Annotated in this window: 13 protein-coding genes and 3 pseudogenes; 5 read left to right on the top strand and 11 right to left on the bottom strand. The window is 35.8% G+C overall.

Translation table 11 applies throughout. From position 1 onward, the window contains the following. Positions 1-104 precede the first annotated feature (104 nt). The 3 genes from BSEPE_RS01630 to BSEPE_RS01620 form a co-directional block, all read right to left on the bottom strand. Positions 105-746, bottom strand: a complete 642-nt coding sequence (locus BSEPE_RS01630) for a c-type cytochrome (RefSeq protein WP_066043124.1) — start codon at positions 744-746, stop codon at positions 105-107. 87 nt (positions 747-833) lie between these two features. After that, complete coding sequence (locus tag BSEPE_RS01625) at positions 834-1,124, bottom strand: c-type cytochrome (RefSeq protein WP_066043122.1); 291 nt, start codon at positions 1,122-1,124, stop codon at positions 834-836. Positions 1,125-1,249: 125 nt separating this feature from the next. Next, entirely contained in the window at positions 1,250-1,540 is a 291-nt protein-coding gene (locus tag BSEPE_RS01620) for a c-type cytochrome (protein ID WP_083502947.1), read from the bottom strand. A gap of 76 nt (positions 1,541-1,616) precedes the next feature. On the opposite strand from BSEPE_RS01620, the gene yihA reads away from it, so the two are divergent. The 3 genes from yihA (at position 1,617) to BSEPE_RS01605 (ending at position 5,164) form a co-directional block, all read left to right on the top strand. After that, complete coding sequence (gene yihA / locus BSEPE_RS01615) at positions 1,617-2,216, top strand: ribosome biogenesis GTP-binding protein YihA/YsxC (RefSeq protein WP_066043120.1); 600 nt, start codon at positions 1,617-1,619, stop codon at positions 2,214-2,216. Continuing rightward, the gene (locus BSEPE_RS01610; protein WP_066043119.1) at positions 2,206-4,683 is read left to right on the top strand and encodes a PD-(D/E)XK nuclease family protein; all 2,478 of its coding nucleotides are present in this window, start codon (positions 2,206-2,208) and stop codon (positions 4,681-4,683) included. Before yihA ends, BSEPE_RS01610 begins: the two co-directional genes overlap by 11 nt. Before the next feature lie 85 nt (positions 4,684-4,768). Beyond that, complete coding sequence (locus BSEPE_RS01605) at positions 4,769-5,164, top strand: hypothetical protein (protein WP_066043117.1); 396 nt, start codon at positions 4,769-4,771, stop codon at positions 5,162-5,164. A 12-nt stretch (positions 5,165-5,176) separates the two neighbouring features. Here the strand turns inward: BSEPE_RS01605 and BSEPE_RS01600 are convergent, their stop codons facing one another. Then, complete coding sequence (locus tag BSEPE_RS01600) at positions 5,177-6,259, bottom strand: polynucleotide adenylyltransferase (RefSeq protein WP_066043115.1); 1,083 nt, start codon at positions 6,257-6,259, stop codon at positions 5,177-5,179. A gap of 78 nt (positions 6,260-6,337) precedes the next feature. On the opposite strand from BSEPE_RS01600, the gene mpl reads away from it, so the two are divergent. Beyond that, entirely contained in the window at positions 6,338-7,642 is a 1,305-nt protein-coding gene (mpl, locus tag BSEPE_RS01595; RefSeq protein WP_066043113.1) for a UDP-N-acetylmuramate:L-alanyl-gamma-D-glutamyl-meso-diaminopimelate ligase, read from the top strand. On the opposite strand, the gene BSEPE_RS01590 is transcribed toward mpl, so the two are convergent. From BSEPE_RS01590 to BSEPE_RS01575, 4 genes and pseudogenes are all read right to left on the bottom strand, one after another. Beyond that, complete coding sequence (locus BSEPE_RS01590; RefSeq protein WP_231893509.1) at positions 7,631-8,389, bottom strand: sulfite exporter TauE/SafE family protein; 759 nt, start codon at positions 8,387-8,389, stop codon at positions 7,631-7,633. The genes mpl and BSEPE_RS01590 overlap by 12 nt on opposite strands. Positions 8,390-8,400: 11 nt before the next feature. Then, positions 8,401-9,141: a DUF3530 family protein gene (locus tag BSEPE_RS01585; RefSeq protein WP_066043109.1), complete on the bottom strand. Its 741-nt coding sequence runs from the start codon at positions 9,139-9,141 to the stop codon at positions 8,401-8,403. A 96-nt stretch (positions 9,142-9,237) separates the two neighbouring features. Continuing rightward, the gene (locus tag BSEPE_RS01580; RefSeq protein WP_066043107.1) at positions 9,238-11,376 is read right to left on the bottom strand and encodes a type II secretion system protein GspD; all 2,139 of its coding nucleotides are present in this window, start codon (positions 11,374-11,376) and stop codon (positions 9,238-9,240) included. 29 nt (positions 11,377-11,405) lie between these two features. Then, positions 11,406-11,720: pseudogene (locus BSEPE_RS01575) on the bottom strand (IS1595 family transposase); the annotation flags it as partial. 81 nt (positions 11,721-11,801) lie between these two features. On the opposite strand from BSEPE_RS01575, the gene BSEPE_RS01570 reads away from it, so the two are divergent. Continuing rightward, positions 11,802-12,812: an IS5 family transposase gene (locus tag BSEPE_RS01570; RefSeq protein WP_066043104.1), complete on the top strand. Its 1,011-nt coding sequence runs from the start codon at positions 11,802-11,804 to the stop codon at positions 12,810-12,812. Between the two features lie 191 nt (positions 12,813-13,003). Here BSEPE_RS01570 and BSEPE_RS07970 read toward each other — a convergent pair. The 3 genes and pseudogenes from BSEPE_RS07970 to BSEPE_RS01560 all read right to left on the bottom strand — a co-directional run. Beyond that, positions 13,004-13,336 (bottom strand): annotated as a pseudogene (locus tag BSEPE_RS07970) (transposase); the annotation flags it as partial. A 129-nt stretch (positions 13,337-13,465) separates the two neighbouring features. Beyond that, a complete protein-coding gene (locus tag BSEPE_RS01565) occupies positions 13,466-15,760 on the bottom strand; it encodes a hypothetical protein (RefSeq protein ID WP_162262076.1) in 2,295 nt (764 codons plus the stop codon). Positions 15,761-16,062: 302 nt separating this feature from the next. After that, positions 16,063-16,751: pseudogene (locus tag BSEPE_RS01560) on the bottom strand (IS1595 family transposase). Positions 16,752-16,926 lie beyond the last annotated feature (175 nt).

Genomic DNA, 16,926 nt, shown 5'->3' with positions numbered 1-16,926 from the left:
GTCAATCCGATATTACTTTTTAAAAAAGGCTAAATTATACCTTATACTGAGACAATAAAAAAGGCAGTAAAGACTGCCTTTTTTTATAACCTAATGTGTGAAGTTTAGTACAAACTAGAGATGTAAGCCGAAACCGCATCAATCTCTTTATTGGTCAAGTTCTTAGTAAAGTTAATCATCATGCCTTCGTAATCATTGGTTCTACTAGGTAGTGTCTCACCCGTTTGCTGATTAATTGAATGTTGACGAAACAATTTAAGTTGTTTGGCAACATAAATTGCATGCTGTGAGGACAACGACGGAAAACCTGCTGATGGAACGCCCCTGCCGCGTGGACCATGACAAGCGATGCAAGCCGTTACCCCTGTTGATTTCTTGCCACCACGATAAATCTTTTGACCTAGTGCTATATTAGCACTTGGATTAACTATACCTTTAGACACTTTTTGTGATGCGTAATATGCCGATAAATTTACCATATCTGTGTCTGTCAATGGTGCAACCATGCCCAGCATTATTGCATCTTTACGCTTGCTTGCTTTAAAGTCTTGCAATTGCTTTAATAGATAAGCCTGACTCTGCCCTGCTAACTTTGGAAAAGTAGGTGCCACTGAATTGCCATCAACACCGTGACAACCAATACAGGTAACTGACTTGGCTTTTCCTGCGACTGCGTCGCCTTTAGCGAAAGACTGAATTGAAATTAAAGACAATACCACGGTAAAAATTAGTGCTAATTTGTTCATAAGCGTGTTTCCTTTTATGTGAAAAAATAAAGCAGTATTATACTCAATATCGACTTATTATAATATAGAATTTAAGTTTTTAGGTGGCTATTCTGCAGCTAGGTAATCAGCAATTGCTTGCTCTTTACCAGCGACCATCGGTGCTATTGCATTCATAGTAGCATTTTTACGTGCACCAGACTGAAAATCTTTTAACTGCTTAACGATATAGGCAGCAGGTTTGCCTGCTAATGATGGATAAGCTGTAAGCGTAGATTTACCATCAGGACCATGACAACCTATACAACCTAAGGCTTCATATAACAAACCACCATTTGCAAAAGATTGAACCGATAGTAGCGTTAATGTTATTACGCTCATTGTTGTTAATTTATTCATATTTATACAAAACTCTCTTCTTCTATAAACAAAATAAGCCGATATTACATCCAAGAAAAAAAGGATTAAATATCGGCTTATAATATAAGACCTTTTTATGACTAAAAAGCCATACGAGGCAAATGTTACTGCTTGGCTAACCAATCAGCAATTTCTTGCTCTTTGCCTTTGGCTAGAGGAGCCATTGCACTCATAGTTGGATCTTTACGCGCGCCAGATTGAAAATCTTTTAATTGCTTAACGATATAAGCAGCATGTTGGCCTGCTAAATTCGGATAGATTGGTACCACTGATTTACCAGTAGCACCGTGACAACCACCGCAACCACCAGCAGCATAAGCACCTTTGCCATCTGCTTGAACCATTGAACTCATTGACATTACTGCCGCCGCTACTACTAAAACTTTCTTAATCATACTGTCTCCTTATTTTTTAAATATATATAATAATGACTCATCGTCACAATTTTTTATTATACGCTTGTTAAATTAAATGCACAATAATTATCATCCCGCAAAATTTTTGCTTTCCTGTCCATCACTCAAAGGCTGTCCAGATGACCGCGGTTACGAAGTCATCTTCGCTGGTCGCTCTAACGCTGGAAAGTCTAGTGCCATCAATACTATTACCTTACAGAAAAAACTTGCAAAAGTGTCTCGCACACCAGGTAGAACACAACATTTGGTATTTTTCGAACTCGATGAAGACCGTCGTTTGGTAGATTTGCCCGGCTATGGTTATGCCAAAGTTCCGGAAGCCGTGAAAAAGCAATGGCAAATTGATATGGGCGAATATTTTGCCAAACGCCGCTGTTTGTCAGGGGCAGTTTTGGTGATGGATGTGCGTCGTCCATTGACACCATTTGATCAGATGATGTTAGATTGGTGTGTCAATGTAAATTTACCGACACAGATTATCTTAACCAAATCGGACAAGGTTAAAAAAGGCGCTGCCAGTAATTCATTGATGAAGGTTAAGCGTGCAATTGAGCCATATCCTTTCGTGCAAGTGCAGCTATTTTCCAGTTTGAAAAAACAGGGGTTGGATTTGTTAGGTTCTCGTTTGGATACTTTTTTTGCCTATGTGGATTAATGTAAATACGGAAAAACTCACGCAAGATGATATCATTATTCTAGCAAATAATCGTCAGGTCTTGGCGTTCAAAAAAACTTGGGGAATGCAAAAAAGAAATTCTGCCTTGCCAAAAGCTATGTCTTGGCAGCAATATTTGCAAGAATCTTGGATGAAAATCAAATCAAATTCCTCTAAACGATTAATTTCAAATAATGAATCTCGCACTTTGATTGAACGCTCAATGTTGAAATTAAAACAAGGGAAAATTGACAATCGTTTGTTGGATGAGGTGATAAAAAATAACGACTATTGCATGGCACATTTGATTGATTATGCAGAATTATCGGAAACCAACATTGAAAACGCTACTTCGTTTGTTGCTTGGATGGAAGATTATCAACAAAGCAAATACGATAAAAACTTATTAGACGCGAATGATTTACCTGTATTGGTGCTTGAATCGTGCATTGACTTTGTCAAACCTTATATTTATGGCTTTAAAACGCTGACACCTGTGCAATCATTATTACTCAATAAAATTGGTTATCAAACACTTGAAACCATACAAGAAAAACCACAGAACACACAGCAAGTCTTTCAAACAACCGACGATGAGATTCTAGCAACGGCTTTATGGGCGAAGGGCTTAAATAAACAAAACCCAAATCAGCATATTGCTATTATTTGCCCTACTTTAAATAAAAATCACTATCAAATAAAATCTATTTTTGACCAAGTATTTTCCGACACGCTAGTGGAAACAGGGAAAAAATCTTATAACATTTCTTTGGGTTTGCCGTTGAGCGACTATCCGTTAATTCGCCATATTATTAACATAATAAAACTCAGTCAGCAGTTTCAAAGTAACCATATTAGCACCGAAACTTTTAACGCTGTGGTTACATCACCCTATATTGCCTACGCACAAGAAGAGCAATCTGCCCGTGCTTTATTGGTTAATAAGGTACTGAGTTTTTCCAAAATGCACTTTAAATTTTCGCGCCTGAAAGACCATTTAGACACAGTGCCACAACTGAAAAATATTTTAGAATCTATCCTTATTCAAGCGTCAAAACCAAAACAAGGTCACGACCAATGGCTGTCTTTGTTTGATCGTTATTTACAAACTTGGGGGTTTGCCACAGACAGAACCTTATCCAGCACCGAATATCAACTGTTTAATAAATACCAATCTGCCCGCTCTGGACTGAATCAATTGGCACAAATCAGTGATTCTATAAGTGTTTCAACTGCTATTCTTGATTTAATAAAGTGGCTATCGCAAGTAATTTTCCAACCACAATCAGCAAAAACACCGATTCAAATACTCGGCAGTTTGGAAGCCGAAGGTTTGTTTTTTGACCATGCTTGGGTGGTCGGAATGAGTGATGAATTCTTACCCGCTTCAATCAATACACCGCGTTTTATCCCCAATGACATCGCTCAGGCACATAAAATTCCGCACAGCAATTTTGAGTTAATTGCCAAAGATGCAGAGGACACACTGAACAATTTAACCCACTTAGCAGGCAGTGTGATTTTTTCGTATGCTAAAACCCATTCTGAGAATGAGCGGCAGCCTTCACCGTTACTGACATTTAGCGACGAGAATGCGTCACCTCAGCATAAACACCAGTCTACAATCTTAGAAACTCTATTAGATATTAAAGCCAATTCTGTGTCAGATACACAAGTTAACGGCGGTGTCGGTATCTTAAAAGACCAAATGGCATGTGAATTCAAAGGCTTTGCACACCGATTAAATACTCGCACTTTTGATACCCCTCATATTGGACTCAACAGAATGGAACAAGGCTATATTATCCATGCTACTTTGCAATATTTTTACCAAGATATTACCACGCAATCGGCATTATTGGCATTGCAACAGGATGAATTAAAAGTGCTAATTAAACAAAAAATATTGTCTGCATTGAAACATTATGAGCCATCGGGCTTTAAAGAAATTGAAAAAATCAGAATCTCACGCATCCTTCATCAATTCCTCGAAGAGGATAAAAACAGAAGTGCATTTACGGTATTGTCCACCGAGGAAAAATTAGAAACTAACATTGCCGGACTAAAGTTTAGCACCCGACTTGACAGATTAGATGAGATGGAAAATGGCGATAAAATCATTTTCGACTACAAAATTGGCAACCCTACAGTCAGTCATTGGTGCGGCGAAGTCATTAAAGAGCCGCAACTGCCTATCTATGCGATTAGCAAAGACACACAAGGCATTGCCTTTATTCAACTCAACGCCAATAAAGTCAGCATCAAAGGTCTGTCAAAAGACGAAGAATCTTTGCCTAAACAACGCACTAACAATTCGTGTACACAATGGGATAAACAGATTGTCAATTGGAAGCTGTTATTAGAATCTGCCAGTCAAAATTTCCAAGTAGGCAAGGCACAAGTTAATCCAACCAATAGTGCTTGTAACTACTGCGATTTTGACTCGCTGTGTCGTGTTGAAAAATAATAACTTGATAGTTCATTAAAATACCATGCATTGTTAAACTATAATATCCCAACAAATTAACAAGTTCAATTATTAGGAGTTAAAAATGAATAACTATCGCTATTTATTAATATTTATTATTGCCGTATTTTCAAATGCTTATGCCTTTCAATTTAAAGTTGAAACAGTTGAACAGTTTGACGACTTAAATATAGTCACCTTTACCAACCCAGAAGATATGCGTAATAACCCTGAATGGAACCCTAACTTGGAAGCGCCGCCTTTAACGGTTAATGAAGCCATTCAAGCTGTTAAAAAATTCACAAAATCACTAAAACCAATCAAAGAAATTGAAATAAGAACAATACCAAAACATAAAAACCAGTGGCACTATCTAATTAAAGTTGCTAACAAATCCATGAAGTCAAAATACAATATTTATATGGTTTTAATGAATGGAAAAGTAATCCCAGCAATCATTCAACCACAAGGATATAAATAAAATTTTCCAGTTTTATAAGTTATCGAGAAGCGAGGAGATAATACGGCGCTTCTCAGTTTGAATAGCGGTGGCAATATCGATTTTATTGAATTGAGAGGCGTCAATTGTATCTAGCAAATCTCGACATTTAATCATATTGCTCACATCAATACCTAATAACTCAAAAGTTTCAAGTAACGCTACAAATCGCTCTTTGCGTCTGAGTGCATCAGTTTTTTTAAAAAAATCGAAAATTTCATCTGCAGTTTGAGTGCTGAATTTTTCAGTAAATTTATAATAGGTATTGGTCAATTTTGCTAATTCTTGATATTTCTTTGGACACTTTATAGACTTACACAATTCAGTAATGGCAATTGATTTTTCATCTTTTAGCCAAATTGCAAATTTTATCCGTGGATTACTCGTCTTTAAATCGTCTAAAAATTCAAAAGGATTTTGATGACTTTGGTTATTATGTTTTTCAAGTGCTGAAAATATCCTGTCATAAGCACCGCACGCTAACAGCACTTTAAAAAATGCAGATGGTGTTGTTGACAATAAAGATTTTTCCAATTCTTTGAAAATGCGTTCGGGTGTCAACGCATCTACCTCGCCCGAAGTCACCATTTCTTTCATTAATTTGTGGGTTTTATGTGCAACCTTAAAGCCAAATTTTTTAAATTGTGCTGCAAAGCGTGCCACGCGTAACACGCGCACAGGGTCCTCACTAAATGCATCGGACACATGTTGGAGTAAGCCATTATTTAAGTCTTCTTGCCCATTGAATGGATCAAATAATTCGCCGTTGCACTTAGCAATGGCGTTAATGGTTAAATCTCGCCTGGATAAATCTTGCTCTAGGGTAACGCCTTTGGAGGTATCAAATTCAAAACCTGTATAACCTTTACCAACTTTGCGTTCAATTCTAGCAAGCGCGTATTCTTCTTGTGTGCCTGGGTGTAAAAACACAGGAAACTCTTTGCCAACTTGACGATAGCCCAAATCCAACATCTCTTCAGGCGATGAGCCAACAATAAGCCAATCGTTTTCAGTATTCTCATCAGCAATACCTAATAATTGATCACGGACTGCGCCGCCGACTAAATACTTTTTCATTGTTATTACAAATCAGAATAAATAAATAAAGGATTTGCATATAATACACGAATAGAATTTTAAAAAGGGTGACTAAAAATGCATGTTCACATTCTCGGTATTGCTGGCACTTTTATGGGCTCGTTAGCATTAATTGCCAAACAACTCGGACATACTGTCACTGGGCAAGATCAGGGTGTCTATCCACCGATGAGCACCCAACTCAATGAACAAGGTATTACTTATACCCACGGCTACCAAACCAAAGATATGCCCAAAGCCGATGTTTATATCGTTGGCAATGCGCTTTCGCGGGGTAATGCGTGCGTAGAAGAAATTTTAAATAAACAATATACTTATACATCAGGCGCACAATGGCTAAGCGAATGCGTGCTACAAAATAAATGGGTGCTTGCTATTTCTGGCACACATGGTAAAACTACAACGGCGAGTATGTTAGCGTGGATTTTGGAAGATGCAGGCTACAACCCCAGTTTTTTAATTGGTGGTGTGGTAGAAAATTTTGGCATATCATCGCGACTAACCGATTCCAACTTTTTTGTCATTGAAGCCGATGAATATGACACTGCCTTCTTCGACAAGCGTTCAAAATTCGTGCATTACCATGCCAAAACTTTGGTGATTAATAATATAGAATTTGACCACGCCGATATTTTTGATTCCATTAAAGATATCCAAAAACAATTTCACCACCTAATTCGCACCGTGCCAAGTCATGGCGTTATTATCCACCCACAGGGCAATGAAAATATTAACCAAGTCATTGAAATGGGTATTTATTCAGAACAACAAATCTTGCCAACTGCTGATTTATCATTGAGTAAAAATGGCACAACCTTCACTGTTGAAAATAGCACGGTAGATTGGAATCTATTGGGCGAACATAATATGCAAAATGGGCTTAATGCCATTTATGCTGCGCATCATATCGGTGTACCTTTTGATGTCGCCTGCGAAGCGCTGAATACATTTCAAGGTGTCAAACGCCGCTTAGAAATTAAACACCAAACTAATGAGATTACTCTATACGATGATTTTGCCCATCACCCAACTGCCATCCAAACCACGCTGTCGGGATTGCGCGTTAAAGTTGGCAGTGAAAGAATTATCGCGATTTTAGAGTTGCGTTCTAATACAATGAAATCCGGGTTCCATCAACAAACTTTGGTAGACGCCCTTAGTGAAGCCGACCAAATACTTATCTTAAAACCAGACAGTCTAGATTGGGATATTGGTGCTTTGTTTGATAAAGGTAGTTTGTTTAATTCTGTTGAGGACATCGTTACTGCACTCGGTCAAATCAAAAAAGGTCATTTTGTGGTAATGTCAAACGGTGGGTTTGGAAATATTTTCAGCAGACTCATTGCTCAATTAGAAACTTAAAACTGAAATTGCTAATATTACCAAAAATAACGCAAAAAATTTCTTTAGTTTTTTCCCGTCTACACTATGCGCAACTTTAACACCAAGTGGGGCAAAAATCACACTCATCACAACTATGCTAAATAACGCTTGAATGTGGATAAAACCTAGACTACCCACAACATTTTTGGTATTCCAGCCAGCCACAATAAAACCAATACTGGCAGCAATTGCAATCGGCATGCCCACAGCTGCTGAAGTAGCAATAGCATTTTTAATATCGACCTTATTGTAAATTAGAAATGGCGTGGTCATTGTACCGCCACCAATACCAACTATGGCTGAAACCAATCCGATAATGTAGCCTGTTACCAACCAAACCCATCTGTTTAAATTATCTACATGCCCAGCAGCACTGATACCAAACCACATAATCATTGCAACCATTATTTCAAAGATTGCAAAGAAAATTCGCAAGAAATCAAAACTCAAATATTGGGCAATAATCGCTCCGCTAAAAGCACCCAATAAAATAGTAGGCGTGAGTTTTATAAAATATTGCCAATAAATAGCACCATGACGATGATGCGCCCAAACGCTAGATATAGAGGTAAAAACAATCACCGCAAGTGCGGTGCCAATCGCTGTATGCATTAACACCGCCTCTTGAACCTCAAATGCCAATACATACAACAATACCGGCACAATAATCAAACCACCGCCTACGCCCAGTAATCCAGCAATAAAGCCAGAAAATGCACCGAGCAATAATAAGAGCGCTATTTCAACCAGGTGCCAACCTCGTCAATTAACAAGGTATCCTTGTCGTTAAAAAAATGATCGGCATCCACTCTTTTTTGTGTGTAATGTTTATTTTTTTTAGAGGCTTGTGCTCGCTCTTTAATAGATTTAAGCACCGGCTCAATATCATCCACACCATATAAATCCAACATTGGAATGCGAATCTTACCCAAATATTTAACCGCTAAATCTGGCATCCCAATAGCAATAAAATATTTGAATGAATGCTGTTGATTGTCCAAATAATGCGCACTCATTAGACTGCCTAAACTGTGAGACACAATTGCATCTGCATTTAATCCTTGTTGCTGCAGGTAGTCAACTGCGGCTTTAATGCGATTGTCAGCTTGAGTTAGTAAAGGTATATATTGCATTGCATCTTTATCGTTTGCCAATACTGGCATTTGAATAGACAAGGTATGCCAGCCTTTTTCACTAAGTGCAACGCGTAAAGGTTGAATAACTTGCGCCCAATCTGGGTGCACACCTAAACCATGAACAATTAATGCCGCACGCTTAGTATTAGTTTCACTAGGCGTATAAAGCGACATAAATTGTCGTTTGTTGGCATTTAGCCAAACTACATCACCATCCATCAAGCCATCTTCTACTTGTGATGCCCAGCGTTTTTCTTTGGCATAATTTGGCACAACCTGTGCAAATGCAAAATTACTGATTAGCAATAAAATTAATATAGACGAATTATTCAAAGGTCTCATTGTATATTTTCCTGCTGTACAGTTTTTTATAAGATTAAAAGGTGGTTAAGGTTAACGCACTCTTTTGATCAGTTATTACACTAATATAAATTCAAGCTATCTTCTAGAATATCTAGATAGTTTATCACGACTCTTCTTAAACTCTTTTATATCTTTCTTTAATTGTTTGATAGACTTAGCGTTGAATGAGCGCCCTCCAGTAGTTTGCATGGATGCCCTAGACGGCATTCCCCGAGGGCGAACTATTCTTGGTGTTACAAAAACCAGTAATTCACTATTATGCTGATTGTTGCCCATCTCTCCGCCTAAAAAGCCAAATGCGCTATTGGACATACCTGGCAAGGTATCATTATTCTTATTATTAGATGTAGAAGTTAAACTACCTATGATAGAAGTATCACCATCACTGACTGTTAAAATTGTTTTTATATCTCTATTGCCAAGAAGAGCCTTCCTAGTGCCGCGTTCAGTAACTATATCGCGCACATAATTTAAAATAGAGATATCTAAATCAAGCCTTACTTCATTATTAGATAAAATATCCGCTTTAACTTTAACTTTAACGCCAGTGCTTAAATAAGATGGTGACTCTTTTATTACTCCATTAGAATTTACTGTAGTAGTAAATACAGGCACTTTATTACCAACATCTATTGTGGATTCTGTTCCGTGACGAACACGCAGCGTTGGTTTTTCAATAATCTGAATTCTTTCATTTTTTTCTTGCATTGCTAGACGAAAAGCTGGGTCATTAATTGTCGCCTTCAGGACATCACTTGTTTTTTGCTTAAGAATATTGGTGAGATTTGCGCTGTTGACAATTGCATTAGAAACAATAACACCGTTATTTCCAATTTCTCCTCCATAGGTGCTATATTTACGATAAGTAGGATTGCTTAAGCTTAATTCTACAAGATGAGGAATGCGCAAACCTATATTACTTAAAAAAGAACTCTCCACTTCTACTATTTCTATATCAACAATGACCTCTGCACTGTGGGAATCAGAAACGGCAACAATCAACAAAGCGCGCAAATATTCACCATCATTTCCATGAAACCATATAACATTTGAATTAAGATCGAGCCCAGAAATATTTCCACCAAAACCAGAGGCTTCAAGTGCAATAAAACTACTTTCAATATCTTGAAATTCAGAACGAATCACATGAACACTTCGTTTATTATTAAGATCTAATGGGATTTCCTCAGTGCCATAAACATAAACTTTATCTTGATTAAATACAAAGTTTATGTGGTTTTGAGTTGCTATTTGACTTAATACATCAATAACCAACATGTCGCTGTTAATTTTAATTGTTGCTTTAGGGTCATTTAAAACTCTTGATGCGGATTTATGAGTTACGATGTGATAACCAAATTCATGAGAAAGAACATTATAGACATCTTTAATTGGAACGGCTTCATTGCTCTTATTTAAAACAGGTTTTTCATATTCAGGCAAAGTTATTGTTTCTTTCTTTTTTCTCTTAGTTTCGCCTGTACGGTAATTTAAAGTAATTCGTCCATAGGAGATGCTTTTAGAGGTGCTTTTAGAATCATTTTTAGTGTTCTTAAAAGCCTTCTTAGAAGTGATTTTAGATTGATTCAATTTTTTCTTTTTATTTAAGTCTGTATTGTGTTTATTTTTTGCAATTTCTTGATAAGGTATAAATAACTTATTAATAACTTTCGTGTAGACTGAACTGTTATAATCAGTAAAATCATCTAATGACCTTAATTGCTTAGGTTTATTTCCCGCAAAAAACAATGCATGACGAAAAAACTTTTCGTTAATAATAACACCATTTTTTGAGAAAGGCGAAAGCTCTAAGGCAATTTTTGTCGCTTTGTCTGTTCCTTTTAAACGATTCAATGTGAGAATATGCTTTTGACTTGATGGGTCAATTTGGATTATTTCTTCTAAAAATCTTATAGTGTCTTTGATATTATTATTTTGAGCGCTCAAATTTGCTAATTTTTCCAAATTAGAGATACTAGAAAATTTAATATATTGATAATCTACAAAATCAGTAAGATCGTTTGATTTGTTAAATTTATCTTTATATGTATTAACAACATTAGCAAGTGTTTCTCCTGTTTTTTGATTTTTTATTGCTTCTATTGCTGCGTGAACAACTTCATTTCTTTTAGAAAATATATTTGGCGCCTTAGTAGGGGTACATCCGACAAATAAAAATGATGTCAATATAATAAATACAAGTGTTTTTTTCATTGTTTTTTTAGTTTAATTATGGGTCTTAACTAGTTAAGCGGATCTTTTTTAAAATTATCAAGCAAGATTTTATACACATCTTGCTTGCGATTATTAAATCTAAATTCACATTCTTTAAGGTGGTATTTAAACATTTTTTTATTCATTCCTTTAAATTTAACTAGTCTAATTTTAGCATAGCCCCAAAAAGATTCAATACCGTTAATATGAGAATTTCCTCTGGCAAATTCATTCTTGCCGTGATGAACACGGTAATGCTTTTTATAGCCAAAATCTACTAAGCCATTATATCCACGCCATCCATCAGAATTAATAATACTATCGGTTGATGTTTTGTCTTTTATTGAGACCTTTGCATAAATCAACCCAAAGCCACCAATATGGTAAAATAACACCCATCTAAATCAATCATAAAAATACTAAAAATGTCTTGGAAGAACACAAAGCAAAACTCATTTGCAGATTCTCTCGTTGTAGAGCACAAATCCCTATCAGAGCTTGATGATGTGCATAACATTATCAACTGGGATGAGATAGAGCAAACACTTTCAAACTTATATTCATCTGTACGCGGCGCACCCAGCTATCCGCCACTGATGATGTTTAAAATCCTCATCCTTCAAGCGTGGTACAATCTGAGTGATGAAGCCTTAGAAAAACAAATAGCCAGAGACTTAATGTTCAGGCGTTTTATTGATTTATCATTATCTGAGAGTGTGCCAGACCATTCCAGCATTTGGCGTTTTAGACAACTACTCAATACTGAAAAACTCTTAGAACCTCTACTAGAACAAATCAACACTCATCTAGAACAAAATTCAATCATTGTCTCATTAGGCTCAATTAACATTATTGATGCCACTGTCATTGAAGTCAAGCAATGTAGAAAGCACAAAGGCAAGGATGGCAACAATACCCAAGACCCTGAAGCCAACTACAATGTCAAAATAGCAGCCGATGGCAAAAAGAAAACCACCTATGGCTTCAAGATGTATGCTAATACTGATGAAGATGGCTTTGTTAAAAAGATGACCTATACCCCTGGCAATGTGCATGACTCAAAAGAATTTGACAAACTGCTTGATATAAGCAAAAGCAAAACCTGTGGACAAGTCTTTGCTGATAGTGCCTATGCTAATAAAAATAATAATGAAAAATTGGGTAAAGAAAACAATAAAATATTGCACCGTGCCTACAGAAACAAGCCTTTAACCAAAGAGCAGAAACAAGAGAATAAACAACGCTCATCTATTCGCTATATTGTTGAGCGAACCTTTGGCTTGCTAAAGCTTCATCACGGTTTAGGCAAGGCAAGATACCTTGGGTTAGAACGAAACAAGACTAGAGCGCAACTGATTGCCATAAGTCATAATCTTAAAACTGGGATGAATATTTTTAAGCGAATGCGCAACCTGAGGGATTGTTGTATCCAATGAACGGAGAAAGCGTAAAAATAGAGAGATAAAGCGATAAAATCTAGATAAATCAAAGATTTTTATGAGAAAAATACAGTAGATTCTAGAAAATATTTTTGAAAAACAGACAAACTGAAATTAAGGCAATAAATTATGAATTACGCAAAGGTCTCTTATTATACTGTGAAGCGTTATTCTATCACACTTTTCTATAATTTGAGTATAGACCTTATCTCCTCGTTTTAATAAGCCAAATACTATTGTTTTACCTCTGGCGCCTCTACCGCGTTTCCCGCGGACGCGCCGTGCGCCAAAGTAACTTTCATCAACTTCAATCTGCCCCACTAGTGGGGCAGATTGAAGTTGATCTTGGGCTGATAATTCAAAAATTCTTATTCTTACAAGTGTCAAAATTTATTAACAGTATTTAAATTTGTGTGTGCAATTTGTGTGGCACTTAAATCTAGAGAAAAATATTTAATTATCTCTCTAAATTTTGCCTCTGAAAGTCTTGAACGGTTGTAATACTTATTTTTCCTTGTCATAACTAGTATTTTAAGCAATTAAAAATTACTTAACTAGTTAAGACCCATTTTTTTTATTCAAGTTTTTGGATTAACACAATCTGTCAAAATTGTTATATTTTACAGAATATAAGATGGTACATGGTCTTATTAATTGCCATCTTGATTAACTTCATACCAAATATTACTCTGTCCTGGCTCCGATCCAGGATCAGCATACCATTTATTCTTGTAGTATTTACCATTATGTACAACCAATGTTACTGATTCGTATACAATATCAGACTGCCAAATAATTGCACCGTTTTCATCGGTTAAGTTGCTACCATCTTGATTAACTTCATACCAAATATTACTCTGTCCTGGCTCCAATCCAGGATCAGCATACCATTTATTCTTGTAGTATTTACCATTATGTACAACTAATGTTACTGATTCGTATACAATATCAGACTGCCAAATAATTGCACCGCTTTCATCGGTTAAGTCGCTACCATCTTGATTAACTTCATACCAAATATTACTCTGTCCTGGCTCCGATCCAGGATCAGCATACCATTTATTCTTGTAGTATTTACCATTATGTACAACCAATGTTACTGATTCGTATACAGCATCAGACTGCCAAATAATTGCACCGTTTTCATCGGTTAAGTTGCTACCATCTTGATTAACTTCATACCAAATATTACTCTGTCCTGGCTCCAATCCAGGATCAGCATACCATTTATTCTTGTAGTATTTACCATTATGTACAACTAATGTTACTGATTCGTATACAATATCAGACTGCCAAATAATTGCACCGCTTTCATCGGTTAAGTCGCTACCATCTTGATTAACTTCATACCAAATATTACTCTGTCCTGGCTCCGATCCAGGATCAGCATACCATTTATTCTTGTAGTATTTACCATTATGTACAACCAATGTTACTGATTCGTATACAGCATTAGACTGCCAAATAATTGCACCGTTTTCATCGGTTAAGTTGCTACCATCTTGATTAACTTCATACCAAATATTACTCTGTCCTGGCTCCAATCCAGGATCAGCATACCATTTATTCTTGTAGTATTTACCATTATGTACAACCAATGTTACTGATTCGTATACAGCATTAGACTGCCAAATAATTGCACCGTTTTCATCGGTTAAGTTGCTACCATCTTGATTAACTTCATACCAAATATTACTCTGTCCTGGCTCTAATCCAGCGTCAGCATACCATCTATTCTTATAGTATTTACCATTATGCACAGCCAATGTTTTTTCATAACCGACCTCAGACTGCCAAATAATAATTCCATTGTCATCAATTAAGTGCGTGCCATCAACATTGGTGTCACTCCAAACATCATCTATTCCTGGCTCATCACCTACGGTATACCATTTGTTGTGCCAGGTTTTTCCATTGTGCGACACAACCGTACCTGGATTCCGATAAATTTCAAAAGGCTGCCAAATAAGAATACCATTCTCATCAACATATTTATCAAGTAAAACCCAATTTATACCTACTCCCGGAGTTTCTCCTGATGAATAATATAAGTTTTCCCATCTTCTTCCTTTATAAACAACTCTACTATGTTCTGGATATGGTTTATTTATGTCCCACTTTGTAAGACTATCTGTTTGAATTCCAACTTGTTCGTTAATGAAATTTCTGGTATTTTTTTCAAAATCTGAATCTATTACAATACTACTCCATACATCTTCCGCATAAGAAGGTCTTTCCCCTATATTTTTATATGCAGCTTGCCAAAGTTTATTGTCGTAAATTACGATATCATTTATATTGTAATTTCTATCATTCAACCATTTGGTTGCTGGATTGTCAGTAGCTATTGAAACTACAACCCATGCGTCAGTAGTGCCAGGCTCTTCTCCTATTGATAATCGACGACTAGAATAAATAATAGAATTATGTTTTACAACAATACCAGTATGATTGTATGATTTGTTAGCTTGCCATGTTATTTCATCATCTTTAGTGTTATTTTCAACATAACCAATTCTTTCCCAGTCATTAAACTTACCAGGTTCAGCCCCTTTAGTTGGACCTATACTACGCCAACTTCTTCCATTCCAAAATACAACTTCACCGGCTTCTTTATAAAATACATCAGGGGACCATTTACTAATCGTATTACGCCCAGATAAGCCGATTTTTTTCCAAACTTCACTCTCACCCGGTTCTTCATTTATAGTGTAAGCAGTATTTCGCCACACAAATCCTTTCCAGTAAACCGCAGTATCTATATCCTGATAAATATATTCAGAATCCCATGAATTAAGATCTTTAGAGTTAACGCCTACTTGATGCCATACTTCAGATACACCAGGTTCTTCTCCAATAGTGGAAAAAATATTTTCCCATATTGCACCCTTCCATAAAACCTTAATATAAGGAACATCATACAAAGTCTGATTAGACCAAGTCATACTACTAATAGTTTTTTTGGCTTTTGTCTCTTGTTGTGAGTTTATCGTATGACCAATTGTTTTCTCTAAATTAAAATCATTCTCATATTCTTCTAAATTAATTTCTACAAAAGCATCATTAAAAATATTATCAACTGTATTTACATCTTCTATCTTTTGAAACTTAAAGTTATTTTTAGTAATATCTAAAAAATTATTATATTCAGCATAAGAGATATTATTAACAGCCAAAACATAAATTGCTAATTTTAGAATTAAATGTAGTATCCATTTTTTCATTATTTAATAAAAAAGGGTCTTAACTAGTTAAGCGGATCTTTTTTAAAATTATCAAGCAAGATTTTATACACATCTTGCTTGCGATTATTAAATCTAAATTCACATTCTTTAAGGTGGTATTTAAACATTTTTTTATTCATTCCTTTAAATTTAACTAGTCTAATTTTAGCATAGCCCCAAAAAGATTCAATACCGTTAATATGAGAATTTCCTCTGGCAAATTCATTCTTGCCGTGATGAACACGGTAATGCTTTTTATAGCCAAAATCTACTAAGCCATTATGTCCACGCCATCCATCAGAATTAATAATACTATCGGTTGATGTTTTGTCTTTTATTATACTGTGAAGCGTTATTCTATCACACTTTTCTATAATTTGAGTATAGACCTTATCTCCTCGTTTTAATAAGCCAAATACTATTGTTTTACCTCTGGCGCCTCTACCGCGTTTCCCGCGGATGCGCCGTGCGCCAAAGTAACTTTCATCAACTTCAATCTGCCCCACTAGTGGGGCAGATTGAAGTTGATCTTGGGCTGATAATTCAAAAATTCTTATTCTTACAAGTGTCAAAATTTATTAACAGTATTTAAATTTAAATTTGTGTGTGCAATTTGTGTGGCACTTAAATCTAGAGAAAAATATTTAATTATCTCTCTAAATTTTGCCTCTGAAAGTCTTGAGCGGTTGTAATACTTATTTTTCCTTGTCATAACTAGTATCTTAAGCAATTTTTAATTGCTTAACTAGTTAAGACCCATAAAAAATTTTATTTAAGAAATTCACACAACTGTAAACGATTATCAAAATATCATCTCGCTATTTTCAATAATCATTCACAGTTATTTGGATTCCTATTTAAGTAAAAAAAGCAGGAGGTTTTACCCT

Source organism: endosymbiont of Bathymodiolus septemdierum str. Myojin knoll (assembly GCF_001547755.1).
Taxonomy (GTDB): Bacteria; Pseudomonadota; Gammaproteobacteria; order PS1; family Pseudothioglobaceae; genus Thiodubiliella.
This window is presented reverse-complemented; position numbering and strand designations above follow the sequence as displayed.

Excerpts from the sequence above, each read along its gene's own strand:
- BSEPE_RS01630 (WP_066043124.1), bottom strand. The coding sequence starts at position 746 with ATGAACAAATTAGCACTAATTTTTACCGTGGTATTGTCTTTAATTTCA.
- BSEPE_RS01625 (WP_066043122.1), bottom strand. The coding sequence starts at position 1,124 with ATGAATAAATTAACAACAATGAGCGTAATAACATTAACGCTACTATCG.
- BSEPE_RS01620 (WP_083502947.1), bottom strand. The coding sequence starts at position 1,540 with ATGATTAAGAAAGTTTTAGTAGTAGCGGCGGCAGTAATGTCAATGAGT.
- yihA (WP_066043120.1), top strand. The coding sequence starts at position 1,617 with ATGCACAATAATTATCATCCCGCAAAATTTTTGCTTTCCTGTCCATCA.
- BSEPE_RS01610 (WP_066043119.1), top strand. The coding sequence starts at position 2,206 with ATGTGGATTAATGTAAATACGGAAAAACTCACGCAAGATGATATCATT.
- BSEPE_RS01605 (WP_066043117.1), top strand. The coding sequence starts at position 4,769 with ATGAATAACTATCGCTATTTATTAATATTTATTATTGCCGTATTTTCA.
- BSEPE_RS01600 (WP_066043115.1), bottom strand. The coding sequence starts at position 6,259 with ATGAAAAAGTATTTAGTCGGCGGCGCAGTCCGTGATCAATTATTAGGT.
- mpl (WP_066043113.1), top strand. The coding sequence starts at position 6,338 with ATGCATGTTCACATTCTCGGTATTGCTGGCACTTTTATGGGCTCGTTA.
- BSEPE_RS01585 (WP_066043109.1), bottom strand. The coding sequence starts at position 9,141 with ATGAGACCTTTGAATAATTCGTCTATATTAATTTTATTGCTAATCAGT.
- BSEPE_RS01580 (WP_066043107.1), bottom strand. The coding sequence starts at position 11,376 with ATGAAAAAAACACTTGTATTTATTATATTGACATCATTTTTATTTGTC.
- BSEPE_RS01570 (WP_066043104.1), top strand. The coding sequence starts at position 11,802 with ATGTCTTGGAAGAACACAAAGCAAAACTCATTTGCAGATTCTCTCGTT.
- BSEPE_RS01565 (WP_162262076.1), bottom strand. The coding sequence starts at position 15,760 with ATGACTTGGTCTAATCAGACTTTGTATGATGTTCCTTATATTAAGGTT.